General features: G+C 61.3%; 11 protein-coding genes. 3 read left to right on the top strand and 8 right to left on the bottom strand.

All coding sequences use genetic code 11. The annotated features are described in order from the left end of the window. Entirely contained in the window at positions 1-3,342 is a 3,342-nt protein-coding gene (gene treS / locus AC30D7_RS03625; protein ID WP_490133086.1) for a maltose alpha-D-glucosyltransferase, read from the bottom strand. 254 nt (positions 3,343-3,596) lie between these two features. Beyond that, positions 3,597-5,594 carry an alpha-1,4-glucan--maltose-1-phosphate maltosyltransferase gene (locus tag AC30D7_RS03620; RefSeq protein WP_490133085.1) on the bottom strand — a complete coding sequence of 666 codons (1,998 nt, stop codon included), beginning with the start codon at positions 5,592-5,594 and terminating at the stop codon, positions 3,597-3,599. A gap of 279 nt (positions 5,595-5,873) precedes the next feature. Between AC30D7_RS03620 and AC30D7_RS03615 the strand changes: the two genes are divergently transcribed. From AC30D7_RS03615 to mapR, 3 genes are all read left to right on the top strand, one after another. Next, positions 5,874-6,107, top strand: a complete 234-nt coding sequence (locus AC30D7_RS03615) for a DUF3203 family protein (protein WP_490133084.1) — start codon at positions 5,874-5,876, stop codon at positions 6,105-6,107. 195 nt (positions 6,108-6,302) lie between these two features. Beyond that, positions 6,303-7,733, top strand: a complete 1,431-nt coding sequence (gene ccoG, locus AC30D7_RS03610; protein ID WP_490133083.1) for a cytochrome c oxidase accessory protein CcoG — start codon at positions 6,303-6,305, stop codon at positions 7,731-7,733. A gap of 184 nt (positions 7,734-7,917) precedes the next feature. After that, positions 7,918-9,327: a GntR family transcriptional regulator MpaR gene (mapR, locus tag AC30D7_RS03605; protein WP_019579269.1), complete on the top strand. Its 1,410-nt coding sequence runs from the start codon at positions 7,918-7,920 to the stop codon at positions 9,325-9,327. A 132-nt stretch (positions 9,328-9,459) separates the two neighbouring features. Here mapR and AC30D7_RS03600 read toward each other — a convergent pair whose 3' ends face one another. The 6 genes from AC30D7_RS03600 to AC30D7_RS03575 all read right to left on the bottom strand — a co-directional run bounded on the left by AC30D7_RS03600 (position 9,460) and on the right by AC30D7_RS03575 (position 21,794). Beyond that, on the bottom strand, positions 9,460-10,206 hold the full coding sequence (locus AC30D7_RS03600; RefSeq protein WP_018926135.1) for an SDR family oxidoreductase: 747 nt from the start codon (positions 10,204-10,206) through the stop codon (positions 9,460-9,462). Between the two features lie 193 nt (positions 10,207-10,399). After that, complete coding sequence (locus AC30D7_RS03595) at positions 10,400-12,535, bottom strand: putative bifunctional diguanylate cyclase/phosphodiesterase (RefSeq protein ID WP_490133082.1); 2,136 nt, start codon at positions 12,533-12,535, stop codon at positions 10,400-10,402. A 259-nt stretch (positions 12,536-12,794) separates the two neighbouring features. After that, the gene (locus tag AC30D7_RS03590) at positions 12,795-14,276 is read right to left on the bottom strand and encodes an efflux transporter outer membrane subunit (protein ID WP_490133081.1); all 1,482 of its coding nucleotides are present in this window, start codon (positions 14,274-14,276) and stop codon (positions 12,795-12,797) included. Beyond that, positions 14,273-17,380: an efflux RND transporter permease subunit gene (locus tag AC30D7_RS03585; RefSeq protein WP_490133080.1), complete on the bottom strand. Its 3,108-nt coding sequence runs from the start codon at positions 17,378-17,380 to the stop codon at positions 14,273-14,275. The genes AC30D7_RS03590 and AC30D7_RS03585 overlap by 4 nt, the downstream gene beginning before the upstream one ends. Then, positions 17,377-20,481 (bottom strand): MdtB/MuxB family multidrug efflux RND transporter permease subunit, encoded by a 3,105-nt coding sequence (locus AC30D7_RS03580; RefSeq protein ID WP_490133079.1) that lies wholly within the window; start codon positions 20,479-20,481, stop codon positions 17,377-17,379. The genes AC30D7_RS03585 and AC30D7_RS03580 overlap by 4 nt, the downstream gene beginning before the upstream one ends. Further along, complete coding sequence (locus AC30D7_RS03575; protein WP_490133078.1) at positions 20,478-21,794, bottom strand: MdtA/MuxA family multidrug efflux RND transporter periplasmic adaptor subunit; 1,317 nt, start codon at positions 21,792-21,794, stop codon at positions 20,478-20,480. The genes AC30D7_RS03580 and AC30D7_RS03575 overlap by 4 nt, the downstream gene beginning before the upstream one ends. Positions 21,795-21,832 lie beyond the last annotated feature (38 nt).

The raw sequence follows: 21,832 nt of genomic DNA, 5'->3' as shown, positions 1-21,832 counted from the left end.
CTACTCTCCACCAAGATCGGAAAAGGGTTTAAGCCCACTCAATAATCCATATAAACCGTGCAACGGCACGGGCAGCCAGGTGGGGCGATTTTCCGCCTCATAGGCCACTTCATAAGCCGCCTTCTCCAGCCCGAACAACGCCAGCGCAGCGTCCTCGCCTTCGGGATCTTGCCATGCATGAGCAAGACTAGCTGCCGCCAGCCGATAAGCGTCGACAAATGATTGTCGCGCCTCTTTCAAATAACGATCGGCGACTCGTTGACGCGCCGCCTGGGCATCCGCCGTGTTGTCGACGTTGTGCACGTTGATCGCCATCGCCGCAGCGTAATCGAAGGAGCGCAATACGCCGCTGACGTCTTTATAGGGGCTGTGTTTACCGCGGCGTTCACGCAGCGGCCGCGCGGGTTCACCCTCAAAATCGATCAGGTAGGCATCGCCCTTGATCACCAGCACTTGTCCCAGGTGCAAGTCGCCGTGAACGCGAATGCGCAAGCCGCCAGCGGCCTTTTTACCCAACTCCTGAACATGACCGAGGATGGCTTTTTTGTTGTCCAGCAATCGGCCAACCAACGTCTGATCCGCCGCGTTCAGTTCGGATTGATGTTGCTTGAGCAGCTTCAGCGCGTGTTCCAGCTGCGCCGCCACGTCCTTGGCCGAGGCCAGGGCATCTTTCTGGCTCATGATGTGTGGGGCGAAGTCCGGGTTGGCGCTCGGGGTAGCCAATACCTGATGCATCTCCCCAAGCCGCTGGCCGAGCATGCCGGCAAAATCCTTCAGCTCGCCGAGGGCGTTGTAGTGCTGCGCCTGCTCGGACACGGCATCGGCGAGTTCGTCGCGCAGCGCCCGTTCGAGGTTGTTCTGGGTCCACTCCCACGCATCGCCCTGATTGCTCAAATAGCCTTGGGCGATCATCAACAGCGTGTCCTCGCCCGCCGCATCGCGACGGATCACCGCCCCCAACAGCGGCGAAATATTTTTGAAACCGGCATGGGTCAGGTACGCGCTCATTTCCAGTTCCGGGTGCACCCCTGACGCGACCTTGCGAATCAACTTCAACACCATACTGCCGCCGATCACCACCGAACTGTTGGATTGCTCGGCCGACAGATAACGCACCTCCGACTCAGAGGTCAGGCCGAGCCTGGCCAATTCGTCGGTAGGCTCGAAGCGGATCTCGCCGCCGTCCGACGGCAACACCATGCCGGCCTGCATGCTCTGCAACACGGCATGAACAAAGCTGTCGAGGCTGAAGGCGTCGGTGATCAAACCGACCTGCCGACCGCGCCGGACCCTGGCCAGCGCCAATTGCTGGGGCAAGGCTGCACCAACCTGCTCCTCGGAAATAAAGCCGAACGGCAATTGATAGCGGCTGGTCTGGCCAGCCCTGGTAACGTCGACTTCACTCAACAGCACCGGATGCTGCGGATCGCCGAAGCGCACGCCGTAAGCGAGATTGACGCTGTCGATGGTGCCGTCCTTGCCGGCGAACCAGCGGCGATTCTGCAACCAGCTCGGCAAAATACCCTGCTCCAACGATTGCCGGGACGGTGCTTCGAGCAGCTCTTCCATGCGCTTCATCAGCACCAGGGTGGTGAAATCCGGCAGGCTTTGCGCCGGCTCCACGTGCCAGCTCGGCATCTGGTTCTCCGCCGCCAGGCCGAACCAATAGAAGCCGTAAGGCGCCAGCGTCAGCAGGAAATTCAACTGGCCGATGGGCGGAAACGCATTGCCGCCGAGCATCTCCACCGGAACCATGCCGACATAAGCCGACAAATCCAGCTCCGCCGCTTGCGCGCTGCGGGACACATTGGCCACGCACAGAATGATCTCGTGCTTGCCGTCCTCACCGGTGAATTCGCGGGTATAGGCCAGAATCCGGCGATTGCTCGGTGAGAGCATTTTCAGCGTGCCGCGACCGAAAGCCTTGGATTGCTTGCGCACCGCAAGCATGCGCCGGTTCCAGTTCAACAATGAATGAGGGTCGCCGGCCTGGGTTTCGACATTGACCGACAGGTAGCCGTATAGCGGGTCCATGATCGGAGGCAACACCAGGCTGGCCGGGTCGGCGCGGGAAAAGCCGCCGTTGCGGTCGATTGACCATTGCATCGGCGTGCGCACACCGTCGCGGTCGCCGAGGTAGATGTTGTCACCCATGCCGATTTCATCGCCGTAATACAGGGTCGGCGTGCCGGGCATCGACAGCAGCAGGCTGTTGAGCAACTCCACACGGCGGCGATCACGCTCCATCAATGGCGCCAGACGCCGGCGAATCCCCAGATTGATCCGCGCCCGACGGTCGGCCGCGTAATAATTCCACAGGTAATCGCGCTCCCGGTCGGTGACCATTTCCAGGGTCAGCTCATCGTGGTTGCGCAGGAAAATCGCCCACTGGCAGTTGGCGGGAATTTCCGGGGTCTGGCGCAGAATGTCGGTGATCGGGAAACGATCTTCCTGGGCCAGCGCCATGTACATGCGCGGCATCAGCGGGAAGTGAAACGCCATGTGGCACTCATCGCCATTCTGGCCTTTGGCGTCGGTGTTTCCAAAATACAGCTGAGTGTCTTCCGGCCACTGATTGGCCTCGGCCAGCAGCATGCGATCGGGGTAATTGGCGTCGATCTCGGCGCGGATCTGCTTGAGGACGTCGTGGGTCTCGGGGAGGTTTTCGTTGTTGGTGCCGTCGCGCTCGATCAGGTACGGGATTGCGTCCAGCCGTAAGCCGTCGATGCCCATGTCGAGCCAGTAGCGCATCACCGACAGCACCGCTTTCATCACTTGCGGGTTGTCGAAGTTGAGGTCCGGCTGGTGGGAATAGAAGCGGTGCCAGAAGTACTGACCGGCCACCGGATCCCAGGTCCAGTTGGACTTTTCAGTGTCGAGAAAAATGATGCGGGTGCCGTCGTATTTCTGGTCGTTGTCCGACCAGACGTAGAAGTCGCGGGCCGCCGAGCCGGGCTTGGCCTTGCGCGCACGCTGGAACCACGGGTGTTGGTCCGAGGTGTGGTTGATGACCAGTTCGGTAATCACCCGCAAGCCGCGTTCGTGGGCCTCGGCAATGAAACGCTTGGCATCGGCCAGGGTGCCGTAGTCGGCGTGCACGCCACGGTATTCGGCAATGTCGTAGCCGTCGTCGCGGCGTGGCGAGGGGTAGAACGGCAACAGCCAGATGGTATTGACGCCCAGATCGGCGATGTAATCGAGTTTGGCGATAAGACCGGGAAAGTCGCCGATCCCGTCATTGTTGGAGTCGAAAAAAGACTTAACGTGAACCTGGTAGATCACCGCATCCTTGTACCAGAGCGGGTCCTTGATGAAGGTGGCAGACCTGGGTTTCTTCGCCATTTGTAACTCCTGTTGAATTCGAGTTCGTCATGAGCCGAAGGCTGCGTCCGGCTGTAGCAGCTGCCGAGCAGCGCGAGGCTGCGTTCGGCGGCGCAGCCGTCGTAAAACATGAGTGCACGGTATATCTGCAAGACCGCGTCGTTTGATTTCACGACTGCTTCGCAGCCGAACGCAGCCTCGCAGGCTCGGCAGCTGCTATAGATCGCACTTGCCGCTTCACTTACCGGTACAGGAGAAAGCCCCCCTTACCACCCTCAGGAATGAGTAATCCGCCAAATCCCGAACGGCAGATGCCACGGTTCGATCCGCATGAACTGGTACTTGCCGTGCCAGGTCCAGCGGTGACCGTTCATCAAGTCTTCGCCTTGGGTGCGGGCATCGTCGGGCAGGCCCATTTCCCACAGCGGCAATTCAAAATTCGCTTCCTGGGCGTTATTCGGATCGAGGCTGACGGCCACCAGAATGAAATTGCTGCCATCCTCACTGCGCTTGCCGAAATACAGAATGTTGTCGTTCCAGGCGTTGTAGACCTTCAGGCCCAGATGCGTGTGCAGCGCCGGGTTCTGCCGGCGGATGCGGTTGAGCTGGGCGATTTCGGCAATGATGTTGCCCGGCGCGTTGAAGTCCCGTGGGCGGATCTCGTACTTCTCGGAATTGAGGTACTCCTCCTTGCCCGGCACCGGCGCCGCTTCACACAGTTCGAAGCCCGAATACATGCCCCATAACCCGGAACCCATGGTCGCAAGCGCCGCGCGAATCAGAAAACCCGGGCGCCCGGAGTCATGCAGGAATGCCGGGTTGATGTCCGGCGTATTGACGAAAAAATTCGGTCGGTAGCATTCACGCCACGGCGATTCATTGAGTTCGGTGAAATAGGTCGCCAGTTCGGTCTTGGTGTTGCGCCAGGTGAAATAGGTGTAGCTCTGGGAATAACCGACCTTGCCCAGACGCGCCATCATTGCCGGCGTGGTAAAGGCTTCGGCGAGGAAAATCACCTCGGGGTACAGCGCCCGTACATCGGCAATCAGCCACTGCCAGAACGGCAGCGGTTTGGTGTGCGGGTTATCGACGCGAAACAGCTTCACGCCCTCTTCGACCCAGCCCACCACGATGTCGCGCAATTCAACCCACAGGCTGGGAATCGCGTCCACGGCATAGAAATCGACGTTGACGATGTCCTGATATTTCTTCGGCGGGTTCTCGGCGTATTTGATCGTGCCGTCCGGCCGCCAGTTGAACCAGCCCGGATGCTGTTTGAGCCACGGGTGATCCTGGGAACACTGAATCGCGAAGTCGAGGGCCACTTCCAGCCCATGTTCGGCAGCCGCCGCGACGAGCCGGCGAAAGTCCTCGCGGCTGCCCAGTTCCGAGTGAATCGCCTCATGCCCGCCTTCTTCGCTGCCGATGGCGTAAGGACTGCCCGGGTCGTCGGGGCCAGCGGTCAACGAGTTATTCGGGCCTTTGCGGTAGCTGCGGCCGATCGGGTGGATCGGCGTGAAGTACAGCACGTCGAACCCCATGTCCTGAATCATCGCCAGCCGCGTATGCACGTCATTAAAGGTGCCATGACGGGCCGGATCATCGGTGATCGAGCGCGGAAACAATTCATACCAACTGGCGAACTGCGCCAACTCCCGTTCCACGTCCACCGGGTATTCAGGACTCAGGCTGAGGAAGGGACGATGATCGGCCTGGGCCATCAAGTCCGCGCTGCGTTGGTGCAGAAACAAGGCAACCTGCTCGGTTTCGAGCAGACCGGACAACTCACGGTGTAACGCCATCAGCTGCTCGCTGAGGTGGCCTTCGCTGCGTTCGGCTGCCTGCTGGACGTGCAGGCGCCCTTCCTGTAATTCCAGGCTGACCGACATGCAGGCCCCGTGCTTTTTTTTCAGTTCATAGCAAAAACTGGCGTACTGATCGATCCAGGCTTCGATGCAGAACGTATAGCGGCCCTGCTTCTTGACACGAAACTGGCCCTGCCAGCCGTTATTGCCCAACTCGGCCATTACCTCGCTCTGCCAGGTGTCGTCGCCTTCGGCACGCCAACGGATGCGCACGGCCAGTTTGTCATGACCGTCGGCAAACACTTTGCTGGTCACCACCACGTCCTGATCGACCACGGCTTTAACGGCAAATTGCCCGCCATCGAGGGTCGGCATGGTGCTTTCGATCACGATTCGCGGCAGCAGTAACGCCTGGGACAGCGGTATATGCGGGTTGTAGCTCAGTTCTGTGGGTTTTTCAGCGGTCATCGAGCATCTCTCCTTACGCCCCAAGGACGCTCTTGTGCCTGGTCATCACTCACACGAAGCAATCTGCCCCGAGATGAACTCAAGGGTATGAACACACATAAGTTCCGAGCCACAGGCGCCGGCAAAGTTCAGAGGGATTTGCCAGGCCCTTCGGGGAATCGAATCCTTCGGGCACGGGTCAACCAACTTAAGCACGACTCACGCCATCTATCGGCTGCACAGAACAATCACCGGCAAATGCGTCCTAACACTTAATGAATCCGCAAAAAGGCCTCCTCCATGACCGTGCGAATCGAAAACCAGACCTGTTTCTTCATCACCGAGGACAGCGAAGAAATTCGCCTTTGCCCTGATATCACCATAATCACTGATGAGGAAAAATCCATGTCGGCAGTGGACTTCGACGGCCGACGCTTCTACATCACCGAAGCAGAAGCCGACGCATTGACCGTAGCAGGCGCTGCGGACGGTCGCCGGCATCTGAAGGCCACGAACAGTGATTCGGTGATTTGACTGACCCGCATCAACACACCCCGCCAGCGCCTGACATAGGTATTTGCAGCCCGCCCTTGCGGGTGCATCAACTTGTCGCAGGCGGGTGCGGGCAAACCATCTGATCCGCTTTTTATTGCGTTAGCTGAGTCTGTTATGCAAACAGATCGCTGGTCATAGTGCTCAGGCCTGATGGAGGCTGATGAGCGAAAGACCATGAGCGATAGAATCCCTGTCCGAACCGTTGAACCTGCCTCATTCATAAAAAGCAATGAGCCTTCGCGTCCGAAGATGAAGGCCAAGTCCAGCGACAACCTGATCCACACCCGCAGCTTCACCGGCCTGTTCCGCACCCTGCGCATGAGCGGCGCGGGGTTTCTGTTTCTGCTGTTCTTCGGCACCGTGTGGCTGAACTGGGGCGGTCGTCAGGCAGTGCTCTGGGATTTGTCCGAAAGCAAATTCCACATCTTCGGCGCGACCTTCTGGCCCCAGGACTTCAACCTGCTGTCGGCGCTACTGATCATCGCTGCGTTCGGCCTGTTTGCGATCACCGTGTTCGCAGGCCGGGTCTGGTGCGGTTACACCTGCCCGCAGAGCTCCTGGACCTGGATCTTCATGTGGTGCGAGAAAATCACCGAAGGCGAGCGCAACCAGCGGATCAAGCTGCAAGCCGCGCCCTGGGGCCTGAACAAACTGCTGCGCCGCTCGGCCAAGCACACCCTGTGGCTGGCGATCAGCCTGCTCACCGGCCTGACCTTTGTCGGCTACTTCACGCCGATCCGGCCCCTGGCCGAAGAACTGCTGACCTTGCAAATCGGCGGTGTCAGCCTGTTCTGGGTGCTGTTTTTCACCGGTGCCACCTACATCAACGCCGGTTGGCTGCGTGAAGCGGTGTGCATGCACATGTGCCCGTACGCACGGTTCCAGAGCGTGATGTTCGACAAGGACACCCTGACCATTTCCTACGACGTGGCTCGCGGCGAAAACCGTGGCCCGCGTAAGCGTGAGGTGAAACCCGCCGAGGTCGGACTGGGCGACTGCATCGACTGTCAGGTGTGCGTGCAGGTCTGCCCCACCGGCATCGACATCCGCGATGGCTTGCAGATGGAATGCATCGGTTGCGCCGCGTGCATCGACGCCTGCGATTCGATCATGGACAAAATGGGCTACGCCCGAGGGCTGATCAGCTACACCTCGGAGCATCAATTGCAGGGTGGCAAGACCCACCTGCTGCGCCCGCGTCTGATCGGTTACACCGCGGTGCTGCTGGTGATGATCGGCGCCTTCGCCCTGGCCTTGGTGGAGCGACCGATGGTGTCGCTGGACGTGAGCAAGGACCGTGGCCTGTTCCGCGAGAACAGTGAAGGCCAGATTGAAAACATCTACAGCCTGAAGGTCATCAACAAGACCCAGCAACGTCAGGATTACCGCCTGACGCTGGTCGATGGCGACGGCTTCCAGTTGCAAGGCAGGACCGAACTGAGCCTGGCCCCCGGTGAAATTGTCGATGTGCCGGTGTCGGTGGCGATGACCACGGAGCGGCCGAGCAGCAGCTCGCAGACGATCAGTTTCAAGATTGTCGACAGCGATGAGCCGGACATCCATAGCGTGGCCAAGAGCCGGTTTGTTGCACCGATGAACCGCTGAGCCTTTAAGATGCAATCCTTTGTCGGATGCGGTCCTCTGTGGCGAGGGAGCTTGTCGGATCGCCGCACCGTCCCGCTCGGCTGCGCAGCAGTCGTAAATTTTCAGGGGCGCTTCGCACCCCAGCGGGAGCAAGCTCCCTCGCCACAACAGCGCACCCACTGAATAACTTAAAACCGGGCACTCGATGAAACGCTACGAAAAATTCGCCGACGACATCGCTGAACTGATCCGCTCCGGCGTTCTTGGCCCCGGCCATCGGGTGCCGTCGGTACGCTACGCCAGCCAGACCTACGGCGTCAGCCCGTCCACGGTGTTCCAGGCCTATTACCTGCTCGAACGTCGCGGCCTGATCCGCGCGCGACCGCGTTCCGGCTACTTCGTCAATGCGCATGCACCAAGCCCGTTCTCGGAGCCGGTGATCAGCAGCCAGGTCAACGAGTCCACCGAAGTCGACGTCAGCGAACTGGTGTTCTCAGTGCTGGACTCGATCAAGGACCCCACCACCGTGCCCTTCGGCTCGGCCTTCCCCAGCCCCACGCTGTTCCCGCTGCAGCGTTTGTCCCGCTCGCTGGCCAGTGCCGCCCGGGAGATGGACCCGCGCATGGTGGTCACCGACATGTCGCCGGGCAACCCGCAACTGCGTCGGCAAATCGCCCTGCGCTACATGGTCGGCGGGCTGATGCTGCCGATGGAAGAACTGCTGATCACCAACGGTGCGCTGGAAGCGCTGAACCTGTGCCTGCAAGCCGTCACCGAGCCTGGCGATCTGGTGGCCATCGAAGCCCCGGCGTTCTACGCCAGCCTGCAAGTGCTGGAACGGTTGAAACTCAAAGCCGTGGAAATCCCCGTCCACCCGCGAGACGGCATCGACCTCGGCGTACTCGCCCAGACCCTCGAACGGCACCCGATCAAGGCCTGCTGGTGCATGACCAGTTTCCAGAACCCCATGGGCGCGACCATGCCCGAGGCGAAGAAACAGGAACTGGTGGAGTTGTTGCGCAGCCATCAGGTGCCGCTGATCGAGGATGACGTTTACGCCGAGCTCTATTACGGGCAGCAGGCGCCGAAACCGGCCAAGGCCTTCGATACCGAAGGGCTGGTGATGCATTGTGGTTCGTTCGCCAAGAGCCTGGCCCCCGGCTACCGCATCGGCTGGGTCGCCGCCGGGCGCTATGCGCAGAAAATCGAACGGCTGAAGCTCATGACCTCGCTATGCGCCTCGATGCCCGCCCAGGCGGCCATCGCCGATTACCTGCAACACGGCGGCTACGATCGGCACCTGCGCAAGCTGCGTTACGCCCTGGAAGAACAGCAAAGTGCCATGCTCGCCGCCATCGCCCGCTACTTCCCGGCCCAAACCCGCGTCAGCCAACCGGCCGGCGGTTACTTCCTGTGGCTGGAACTGCCGCCGCAGATGGATTCGTTGAAGTTGTTTCAGATGGCACTGGCGCAGGGGATCAGCATTGCGCCGGGGCCGATTTTTTCACCGACTCAGCGGTTCAGGAATTGTATTCGGTTGAATTACGGCAGCCCGTGGACCGAGGATTCGGAGAAGGCGATGGAGACGTTGGGGCGGATTGTGCGGTCGTTCTGAGGGTTTGATGTTGCCAGTACCGGCCTCTTCGCGGGCAAGCCTCGCTCCTACGGAATTCGCGAACACCGCAAATCCTGTAGGAGCGCGGCTTGCCCGCGAAGGGGCCAGCCGGGACAACACAAATTTCGAAAACTAACGCCCGCCACCTAGATCGACAAACGTCCCCGTCGCATACGACGCCTTATCCGACAACAACCACACAATCGCCTCCGCCACTTCATCCGGCCGCCCACCACGGGCCATCGGGATCGCCGATTCCAGCTTGCTGACCCGGTCCGGATCGCCGCTCAATGCATGGAAATCGGTGTAGATGTAACCCGGACGCACCGCATTGACGCGAATCCCCTCGCCCGCCACTTCCTTGGACAGGCCGATGGTGAAGGTGTCCAGCGCCCCCTTGGACGCGGCGTAATCCACGTACTCGTTGGGTGAGCCCAAACGCGAGGCGACCGAGGAGACGTTGACGATGCTGCCGCCCTGCCCGCCGTGTTTGGGCGACATGCGCAAAATCGCGTGTTTGGCGCAGAGAATCGGCGCCAGGACGTTGGTCTTGAGGATTTTCAGAATGCGGAATTCCGACATTTCGTCGATCCGCGACTTTTGTCCGACGGTGCCGGCGTTGTTCACCAGCGCGGTGACCCGACCCAGTTCGGTGTCCACCCGATGAAACAGAGCGATCACTTCGTCTTCGATGCTGACGTCGGCACGCACGGCAATGGCTTGGGCACCGCGTGCGCGGACTTGCTCCAGCACACTGAGCGCCGCCTGTTCGTCGGACTGATAATTGATGCAGATCCGATAACCCTGTTCGGCGGCCAACAGGGCCGTGGCGGCGCCGATTCCACGGCTGCCGCCGGTGATGACGATAACTTTGTCCATGCTGGCTTCCCCCCGTTCCAAGCGTAAGCAGTCGGGGCCAAGAATAACCGCCATTGCGCGGTTTTGCATGGGTCCACATCAAGGGGCATGGTACATCTTGTAGCAGCTGCCGAGCCTGCGAGGCTGCGTTCGGCGGCGAAGCCGTCGTGAAATGGGCTATCGCGGTGTGTCGGTACAACCTTGCATGTAGGGTTTACGACGGCTTCGCCGCCGAACGCAGCCTCGCGGGCTCGGCAGCTGCTACAGGTACGACGTCCCCAACCTGTTCCGCTCGGTGTATGTCGACCATGAAGCGATCGGCCGGCAGCGGATGCCCGAGCAGGTAACCCTGTAACGAGTCGCAGCCCAGCTGGGTCAGGAAGTTTTGCTGAACATCGGTTTCCACCCCTTCGGCGACGATCCGCAAGCCCAGCGCCTGGCCCAGGGCGACGATGGCCGAGACAATGGCTGCGTCGTCGCTGTCGTGCTCCAGATCGCGGACGAAACCCCGGTCGATCTTCAGTTCATTGGCCGGCAGGCGCTTGAGGTACATCAAGCTCGAATAGCCGGTACCGAAGTCATCGATGGACAGGTCGACGCCCATTTCCGACAGCTCCTGCAACACCGTCATGCTCGCATCGGCGTCGCTCATGGCGGTGGTTTCGGTGATTTCCAGGGTCAGGCTGTTGGCCGGCAGATGATGGGTGGCCAGGGCTTTGGCAACGCTCTGCACCAGCCCCGCATGGCAGAATTGCAAGGCCGAGAGGTTCACCGCGATACGCCAATCGGTGTAACCGAGCACGTACCACTCGCGCATCTGCCGGCAGGCCTCGTTGAGCACCCACTCGCCAATCGGAATGATCAGCCCGGTCTTCTCCGCAAGGTCAATGAACGTGTCCGGCTGCAGCAGGCCCTGGGTCGGATGCTCCCAGCGCAGTAACGCCTCGGCGCCCACTGGTCGGCCATGACCGGCGTCGAATTTGGGCTGGTAATAAAGTTTGAACTGCTGATGATCGACGGCATTGCGCAGATCCTGAAGCAATTGCAGCTGTTTGCGCGCGTTGCTGTTCATCGAGGCGTCGAAGAAGCGATGCCCGTTTTTCCCGGCGCCTTTGGCGTGGTACATCGCCGCGTCGGCGTTCATCAGCAACTCATCGGCCGTCTGACCGTTGCCCGGATAGAGCGCGATGCCGACACTGGCGGAAATCTGCAAGTCATGTTCAGCGACCCGGAACGAGCGTGCAATCAACCCGACCTGACGCTCCGCCAGGCTCAGCGCATCGTTCGGCTCGTTCAGGCGCACCAACAACACGAACTCATCGCCGCCGATCCGCGCCAGGGTGTCCTGGCTACGCAGGTCTTCGCGCAGGCGCAGTGCAACTTCACGCAACAGTTGGTCGCCCATGTGATGGCCGAATGCGTCGTTGACCGGTTTGAAGCCGTCCAGATCAATGAACATCAGCGCAAAACAACCGCCCTGCTCCTGCACTTTCGACATGGCCTGATCGATACGGTCAGCCAGCAATACCCGGTTCGGCAGACCCGTGAGGGTATCGTGCAGAGCCAGTTGAGTGAGTTCGCGGTTAGCCACCGTCAGCGAATGGGCGAGGTCTGCCGTGCGAGCCTCCAGGCGGGCATCGAGGACCGACGTCAGCAAGGCGATGCTCAATATCGCCAAGGTGGTGATCAGCACCAGGCTGTCCAGGCCCTTGCCGTTCAAGCCGCTGACCGCCGCACCACAGAAACTGCCGTCGGCAAAGCGCGCAGCGGCCATGCCGGTGTAGTGCATGCCGACGATGGCAATGCCCATGATGACTGCAGCACCCGCACGGAACAGGCGAACATACGGCGTGTGCTGGCGCAGACGGAAAGCGATCCATAGCGCCGCGCCCGACGCGCCGACGGCAATCAGCAACGACGCGCCAAACAGTGTCGGGTCGTAATCGATGCCCGGCTGCATGCGCATCGCAGCCATGCCGGTGTAATGCATCGCGCTGATGCCCGCGCCCATAACCAGCGCGCCAAACGCCAGTTGCCAGGCCGGCAACCGTGGCTGACTGACCAGCCATAGGGCAAAGCCGCAAGACAGGACCGCAATCAACAGTGACAGCGACGTGAGGGTGGTGTCGTAGCCCAGGTCGATTGGCAATGTGAACGCGAGCATGCCTATGAAATGCATCGACCACACGCCAATGCCCATCGCAAAAGCGCCGCCCGCCGTCCATAAATGCACCGCTCGGCCCTTGGCCGTGGCGATGCGTCCGGTGAGGTCGAGCGCAGTATAAGAGGCCAGTATCGCCACGCACAGCGATATGAAAACCAGCGAAAGGGAATAACTACCGATGAGCATGGGACTTCTCGCAACCGCCCCCGCCGTACTGTAGTTTGTTCTCGGGGAGCAAAGCCGGCGATTGTACTGATTCCGTGGACGAACGCACTCACAAAGTAATCAAAAGGCCACCAAGATGATTGTGGTGAGGGAGCTTGCTCCCGCTGGACGGCGAAGCCGTCCCAAAGATACTCACGCGTACATTCAGTCAAACGCATCAATCGGTTTGCGACTGCTTCGCAGCCGAGCGGGAGCAAGCTCCCTCGCCACAGGGATGGAGTTATTGCTTGTCACTCACCTGAAGCTGCCCGTCCCACCCGCCGCCCAGCGCGGCAATCAACTGCACGCTGGCAATCAGCCGGCTCTGCAACAGGCTCAGCGCGTTGCGTTCGTTGTTCAACGCCGTAGCCTGAACCACCACCACATCCAGATAAGCGATCAACCCGGCCTTGTACTGGTTCCGGGTCAAGCGAAGGGACTCGCGTGCCGCATCCAGTGCTTCCTGGCGCACGACGGCTTCGTCTTCCAGCACCTTGAGCTGCACCAGATAGTTTTCCACTTCGCGGAAGCCATCGAGCACAGTCTGGCGGTACTTGGCGACGGTCTCGTCGTAAGCCGCTTCGCTGCGATCGACTTCGGCCGAGCGCTGCCCGCCGTCGAACAGGGTCATGGCCAGTTGCGGCCCAACCGACCAGAAGCGGTTCGGCAGGCTGATCCAGTTGGCGTAGGTGCTGCTGCTATAGCCGCCGTTCATGCTCAGGGTCAGGTCCGGGTAGTAGGCAGCTTTGGCCACGCCGATGTTGGCGTTGGCGGCCATCACCGAGCGCTCGGCGGCGGCGATGTCCGGGCGGCGCTCCAGCAACTGCGAAGGCAGGCTTAGCGGCACGTGGGGCAACGCAGGGATGTCCGGGGTTTCGGCCAGGCTGAATTCCGCCGGCGGCAGGCCGATCAGCACGGCGATGGCGTTCTCGAACTGCGCACGCTGCCAGATCAGGTCGACCATTTCCGCCTGAGTGGTTTTGAGCTGTGTGGTGGCCTGGGCCACTGCATCCTTACCGGAAACCCCGGCGCGGTACTGGTTTTCGGTCATGGTCAGCGAGCGCTGATAGGCCTCGACCGTCGCTTCCAGCAGGCGTTTCTGCTCGTCGATCACTCGAAGTTGCAAGTAGTTCTGCACCAACTCCGACTGCTGGCTCAGGCGCATCGCCGCCAAGTCGGCAAAGCTCGCCTGGGCGTTGGCTGTGTCGGCTTCCAGGCCTCGACGCAATTTGCCCCAGATGTCGGCTTCCCAACTGACCCCGACCTGTGCCGAGTAAGTGTCACGGATGCCGCTGGACGAACTGCTCAGGCTCGAACTGCTGCTACCGGTGCCCTGGCTGGAGCGGTTCTTGCTGACGGTCAGGTCCGCCGTCGGGAAAAACGCCCCCCGGGCACTGCGCACCAAGGCCTGGGCCTGACGGTACTGGGCTTCGGACTGAGCGACGGTCTGGTTGGCGCTGTTGAGTTTTTCGATCAGGCCGTTGAGCTGCTGATCGCCATACAGCTCCCACCAGGCACCGCGCACCAACGAATCGCTGGGGTTAGCCTGACGCCAGCCGGCTGCCTCTTTGTACTGCGCAGGTGCGGCGGTTTGCGGGCGCTGGTAATCCGGGCCGATAGCGCAGGCGCTGAGCATCGCCACGCACAGCGACAGGCTCAGTAAACGCGAGCCTCGGGCCGTGATCAGCGGTGCAGCCAGGTTGAGAAGCGAACGATCAGTCATAGCGGAGTTTCCAGAGCAGCATCGGTACGCACCCCGCGCCAGCGGTTGAAACGATGGCGCAGTTTGTCGAGATAGAGGTAAACCACCGGGGTGGTGTAAAGGGTCAGCACTTGGCTGAAGACCAGCCCGCCGATGATGGTCAGGCCCAGTGGCTGACGCATTTCCGCCCCTTCGGCGCGGCTCAGCAGCAGCGGCAAGGCACCGAGGATCGCTGCCAGGGTGGTCATCAGAATCGGTCGCAGCCGTTGCAGGCAGGCGCTGCGGATCGATTCCAGCGGCTCCAGGCCTTGGTGCCGTTCCAGTTGCAGCGCCAGGTCGATCATCAGGATGGCGTTTTTCTTCACCACGCCGATCAGCAGAAACAGCCCGAGCAAGGAGATCAGGCTGAACTCGCCGCCCAGCACATAGATTGACAGCAACGCACCGACACCGGCCGACGGCAAGGTCGACAGGATGGTCAGCGGATGAATGTAGCTTTCATACAGCACGCCCAGCACCAGATACACCGCCACCAGCGCGCCGAGAATCATCCACGGCTGGCTCTTCTGGGTAGCGGCGAAGGCGTCGGCGGTGCCGGCCATTTTCGCGATCACGTCTTCCGGCAGGCCAACCTTGGCAATCGCCCGTTCGATGGCCGCCGAGCCCTGCTCCACCGTCACGCCGTCGGCCATGTCGAAGGCAATGCTTTCCGAAGCGAACTGGCCTTCGTGGCTGACCCGGTCGTTTTCCAGACTGCTTTCGTAATGGGCAATGGTTGACAACGGAATACGCGCGCCGTCGGCAGTGATCACTTTGACCTGATTCAGGGTGACCGGGTCCTGGGCGTATTTCGGATTGACCTCCATCACCACCTGATACTGGTTGAGGCTGTCGTAGATCGTCGAAATCTGCCGCTGGCTATAGGCGTTGTTCAGCACCGCCGTGACCATGTTCATGTCCACGCCTAGGCGCTTGGCCTGGTCGCGATCGACGATCAGCGTGACTTGCTGGGCACCACGGCCTTCGCGGGCGTCAATCGCCGTCAGCTCAGGCAGGGCCTTGAAGGCGGCAACGACTTTCGGATACCACTCGCGTAAAGCGCCGAGATCGCCACTTTGCAGGATGTAGGAATACTGCGAGGTGGTCTGCTCGCGACCGCCGCCGAATTGCAGGTCCTGGTCAGCCATCAGCATCAATTGCGCACCGGGCACCTTGGGCATTTCCTTGCGCAATCGCTCGATGACTTTCTGCGCGGACAGGTTGCGCTCCTTGATCGGCTTGAGCCGCACCAGCATGAACGCGTTATTGGTGCCGTTGTTGCCACCGATGAAGCCGGCGACGCTTTCCACCGCCTCGTCCTTGAGCACGGCGCGGCGGAAGGTTTCCATCTTCGGCTGCATCACACTGAACGACAGGCCATTATCGCCGCGCACGAAACCGATCAGCTGGCCGGTGTCTTGCTGGGGAAGAAAGGTTTTAGGAACAACAACATACAGCGCAATGTTTACGCCAATCGTCACGAATAGACTGAGCAAGGTCAGTCGGCGATGACGCAGCACCCAGTCGAGACTGGTGGCGTATTTGCCGACCATCCACTCATTGGCCCGCTGGCTCCAGCGTTGCAGACGGTTTTCCTGCCCCGGCGTATGTGGCTTGAGCCAGCGCGCGCAGAGCATCGGTGTCAGCGTCAGCGACACCAGCAGCGACACCACGATGGCCGCCGCCAGGGTGATGGAAAACTCGCGAAACAGGCTTTCGATGATCCCGCCCATGAACAGGATCGACAGGAACACCGCCACCAGCGAGACGTTCATCGACAGCAGCGTGAAGCCGACTTCCTGCGCCCCGAGGTACGCGGCCTTCATCGGCGGTACGCCCTTGTCGATGTGCCGGGAAATGTTCTCCAGCACCACGATGGCATCGTCCACTACCAGCCCGGTGGCCAGAATCAGCGCCATCAGCGACAGGTTATTCAGAGAGAAACCGTAGAGGTACATCACCGCAAACGTGCCCACCAGCGAAACCGGCACCGCCAGGGTCGGGATCAGCGAGGCGCGCAGGTTACCGAGGAACAGGAACACCACCAGAATCACCAGCGCCACGGCAATCAGCAGGGTCATTTCCGCTTCGTGCAGGGTGGCCTTGATCACCGGTGAACGGTCCATCGCCAGGTTCAGCTTGACGCTGGCCGGCAGCACCGCCTGCAAGGCCGGCAACTGCGCCTTGATCTCGTTGACCGTCTCGATGATGTTGGCGCCGGCCTGGCGGTTGATCACCAGCAGCACCGCTGCGTCATCGTTGAAGAACCCGCTGTTGTAGCGATCCTCGACACCGTCGCTGACCTTCGCCACATCCTTCAGGCGCAGGGCCGCGCCGTCTGCGTAGTGAATGATCAGCGACTCGTAATCCTTGGCCTTTTCCAGCTGATCGTTGGCCTGGACCTGCCACAGCCGCTGGCCGTCTTCGACCGAGCCCTTGGGCCGGCGCACGTTGGCGTTGGCAATGGTGGTACGCACATCGTCCAGTGCCACGCCGTACTGGTTGAGCGCCTGGGGTTCGAGCTCGATGCGCACCGCCGGCAACGAACTGCCACCGATCTGCACCTCACCCACGCCCTGCACCTGGGACAGGCTCTGGGACAGGATGGTCGAGGCCAAATCATAGAGCTGGCCTTTTTCCAGCACATCGGAGGTCAGCGACAGCACCATGATCGGCGCCTGGGACGGGTTGACCTTCTTGTAGGTCGGCATGCTGCGCATCCCGCTCGGCAGCAGGTTGCGTGAGGCGTTGATCGCCGCCTGCACTTCCCGCGCCGCGCCGTTGATGTCGCGGTCCAGGTCGAACTGCAGAATCACCCGGGTCGAGCCCTGGCTGGAACGGCTGCTCATGGTATTGACCCCGGCGATCGCGCCGAAGGACCGTTCCAGCGGCGTGGCCACGGTGGAGGCCATGACCTCCGGGCTCGCACCGGGCAGGCTCGCCTGGACCACGATCACCGGGAAATCCATCTGTGGCAGCGGCGATACCGGCAACAGGCCGAAACTCACGCCGCCCAGCAGCATGATCGCCAGGCTCAGCAACATCGTCGCGACGGGGCGCTTGATGAACGGTCCGGACAGGTTCATGGCTGCTCTACCGGGTCCACGGACTCGGACTTACGGCCCCAGCGCCGCCCGAGGCGATCGAAGTACAGGTAGATAACGGGCGTGGTGAACAGCGTCAGCACCTGACTCACCAGCAAGCCACCGACCATTACCAGACCCAAAGGCTGGCGCAACTCCGCGCCGGAGCCGGTGGCCAGCATCAATGGCACCGCACCGAACAACGCGGCCAGGGTGGTCATCAGAATCGGCCGGAAGCGCAGCAGCGCCGCCTGATAGATCGCAGCCTGCGGGTCCATGCCCTGATTGCGTTCAGCTTCAAGGGCGAAGTCGATCATCATGATCGCGTTCTTTTTCACGATACCAATCAGCAAGATGATGCCGATGATCGCAATCATCCCCAGGTCATTACCGCTCAACAGCAGCGCCAGCAAGGCGCCGACCGCCGCCGAGGGCAAGGTCGAGAGGATGGTGATCGGGTGAATGTAGCTCTCGTAGAGCACGCCGAGCACGATGTACATGGTCACCACCGCCGCCAGGATCAGCAGCAAGGTGCTCGACAGCGACGCCTGGAAGGCTTCAGCCGCGCCCTGGAACTGGGTCTGCACGCCAATCGGCATGCCGATGTCTTTCTGCACCTGATCGATGATCTCGACCGCATGCCCCAGTGCCACGCCGGGTGCCAGGTTGAAGGACATCATCACCGCCGGGAACTGGCCGATGTGGGTGATAGCCAGTTGTGCCTGACGCTCCTCGACATGCGCCAGGCTGGACAGGCGCACTTGCCCGCCATCGGTGGTCTTGACGTGAATCTGGTTCAGCGCATCTGGGCCGATCTTCTCGCCGGACTGCGATTGCAGCACCACGCGGTACTGGCTGGCCTGGGTGTAAATGGTGGAAATCTGCCGCTGACCGAAGGCGTCGTACAGCGCGTCGGTGATGTTCGATACGGACACACCGACCCGCGACGCCGCATCGCGGTCGATCACCAGATAAACCTGCAAACCCTTGTCCTGCAAATCGCTGGCGACATCGGTCAGTTCCGGCCGTTGCGCCAGGGCTTCGACCAGACGCCCGCTCCACAGGCTAAGCAACTCGGCATCCGGCGACGACATGCTGAACTGGTACTGCGTACGGCTGACCCGATCTTCGATGGTCAGATCCTGCACCGGCTGCATGAACAGGCGAATGCCAACCAGCTTGTCCAGCTCCGGTTGCAAGCGGGCAATGACTTGGGTGGCGCTCAGGTTGCGGTGGCTGTGGGACTTGAGGTTGATCAGTAACCGGCCGCTGTTGAGCGTCGAGTTATCACCGTCGACACCAATATAGGACGACAGGCTTTCGACCGCAGGGTCAGCCAGGATCACCTTGGCCAGTTCCTGCTGGCGCTCGCTCATCGCCGCGAAGGAAATCGACTGCGGCGCCTCGGAAATCCCCTGGATCACCCCGGTGTCCTGCACCGGGAAGAAGCCCTTGGGCACCACCATGTACAGGAACACGGTCAATGCCAGGGTGCCGATGGCCACCAGCAAAGTCAGCGGTTGATGCTTGAGCACCCACTGCAACTTGCGCCCGTAGGCGGCGATCATCCAGTCGATGGTCGCGCCACTGGAGCGGTAGAACCAGCCCTGGTCTTTTTCCTTGGGCTCACGCTTGAGCAGCCGCGCGCACATCATCGGCGTCAGTGTCAGAGACACTACCAGCGAAATCAGGATCGCCACCGCCAACGTGATCGCGAACTCGCGGAACAAACGCCCCACCACGTCAGCCATGAACAGTAGCGGAATCAGCACCGCGATCAACGACAGCGTCAGGGAAATCAGGGTGAAGCCGATCTGCTTGGCGCCCTTGAGCGCCGCTTGCAGCGGGCTGTCGCCCTCTTCGATGAAGCGGGAGATGTTCTCCAGCATCACGATCGCGTCATCCACCACGAAACCGGTGGCGATGGTCAGCGCCATCAGGGTCAGGTTGTTGACCGAAAACCCGGCGAGGTACATCACGCCGAAGGTGCCGATCAACGACAGCGGCACCGCCACCGACGGAATGATCGTGGCACTGGCCCGCCGCAGGAACAGGAACGTGACCATCACCACCAGGGCGATGGCGATCAGCAGTTCGTGTTGCACGTCGGTGACCGAGGCGCGGATGGTCTGGGTGCGGTCGGTGAGCACCGTGACGTCGAGGCCGGCCGGCAGGTTGTCGGTGATGCTCGGCAGCAAGGCCTTGATCCGGTCGACCACCTCGATGACGTTGGCGCCGGGCTGACGCTGGATGTTCAGCAGCACGGCCTGGTTTTCATTGGCCCATGCCGCCAGGCGTTCGTTCTCGGCGCCATCGACAATTTCCGCCACGTCCTTGAGCCGCAACGGCGCGCCGTTTTTATAGGCCAGAATCAGGTTGGCGTAGTCCTTGGGCGAAGTCAGCTGGTCGTTGGCGTCGAGCATCGACACCCGGGTCGGGCCGTCGAAGTTGCCCTTGGGCTGGTTGACGTTGGAGGCACCGATCAAGGTGCGCACGTCCGACAGGTTCAGGCCGTTGGCCGCCAAGGCCTCGGGGTTGACCTTGATCCGCACCGCCTGACGCTGACCGCCGGCGATGCTGACCATGCCGACGCCGCTGATCTGCGCAATTTTCTGCGCCATACGGGTATCGACCAAGTCATTGAGCTTGGGCAGCAGCATGGTTTTGGAGGTGATGGCCAGGGTCAGCACCGGGGTATCCGCCGGGTTGACCTTGTTGTACACCGGCGGCGCGGGCAGATCCTTGGGCAGCAAATTGGTCGCGGCGTTGATCGCCGCCTGCACCTGCTGCTCGGCGACGTCCATGTTGATGTCGAGGCTGAACCGCAGGGTCAGCACCGAGGCACCACCGGAACTGGTCGAAGCCATCTGGGTCAGGCCGGGCATCTGGCCGAACTGACGCTCCAGCGGCGCGGTCACGGCGCTGGTCATGACATCCGGGCTGGCGCCGGGATAGAGCGTCATGACGCGGATGGTCGGGTAATCGACCTGGGGCAATGCCGACACTGGCAGCAGCCGATAAGCGATCACCCCGGCCAGAATAATGGCCAGCATGCTCAGGGTCGTGGCGACCGGGCGAAGGATGAACAGCCGCGAGATGTTCATGCGCCGCCCTTTTTCGCCTTGTCGGTGGTCGCCGGCTCGCCTGGGGTCGCCGCCGATTTGCCTTGCAGATGTTCGGTCGGAGTGGTCGGTACATCCTTGCTGTCGTTGACCACTTCCACTTCACTGCCGTCCTTCAGGCGGTCGGTGCCTTCCAGCACCACCCGATCACCGATGGCCAGGCCTTCGGTGATCACGGTGTTTTCCCCGTCACTGGCACCGACTTTCAACTGGCGGATCGCGACTTTCTTGTCGCCGTCCAGGGCATAGACAAACGTGCCGTTGGTGCCGAACTGAATCGCCGCCGAGGGCGCAAGCATCACGTCTTTGAGGGTATCCGCCAGCAGGTGCACGTTGACGAACTGATTCGGGAACAACGCTTGATCGCGGTTCTCGTAGCGGGCCTTGAATTTCAGGGTGCCAGTGGTGACGTCGATCTGGTTATCGAGGCTCTGCAACACGCCGGTGGCCTGCAATTGGGTGTCGCCGCGGTCCCAGGCTTCGGCGGGCAGCTTGGCGCCGGTGCGATAGCGGGTCAGCACGGTGTCCAGGCTGTTTTCCGGCAAGGTAAACGCCACGCTGATCGGTTGGGTCTGGGTGATGATCACCAGCGCCGTGGTGTCGTTGGCCGCCACAAGGTTGCCGACGTCCAGCTGCCGCAGGCCCACACGCCCGGTGATCGGAGCACGGATCTTGGTGAATTCGAGATTGAGCTTGGCGTCGTTGACCGCCGCCTGATTGGTCTTGACCGTGCCCTGATACTGGGCGACCAGCGCTTCGGCAGTGTCCAGGGTTTGCTTGGCGATACTGTCTTCGCGGTACAGGCCACGATAGCGCTCGACGTCGACCTGGGCGTTTTTCAATTGCGCCTGATTCTGCAGCAAGGTGCCTTCGGCCTGGAGCAAGGCATTCTGATAGGGACGTGGATCGATCTCGGCCAGCAAGTCACCCGCCTTGACCATCTGCCCTTCTTCGAAATAGACCTTGACCAGTTCGCCACCGACGCGGCTGCGCACATTGATGGTGTTCAGCGCCGTGACCGTGCCCAGCGCCTTGTAATACAGCGGAAAATCGCCTTTGACCACCGGCGCCACGCGCACCGGAACCGGTCCCGTCGCCCCGCCGAATCCCGGACGCATCCCCCCCGACCGACCGGTATGCCCGGCAACGGCTTTCTGCCCTGCGCCCTCCTTCGGGGTGCTGCCAGCGGGCCAGAACTTCCAGCACAGGCCGGCGATGACCAACAGGACAAGCAGGCCGAACAGCCAGCGACGAGGATTGCGGGAAGCGGAGGATTGCATGGAATGATCAACCATTGGGCGCGTGCGCTTTTTTCTACGGGAGGCTGAACGAT

This window comes from Pseudomonas sp. DF5 (assembly GCF_058148225.1).
Note: the sequence above shows the minus strand (reverse complement) of the source record. Positions and strands in the feature narration are given on the sequence as shown.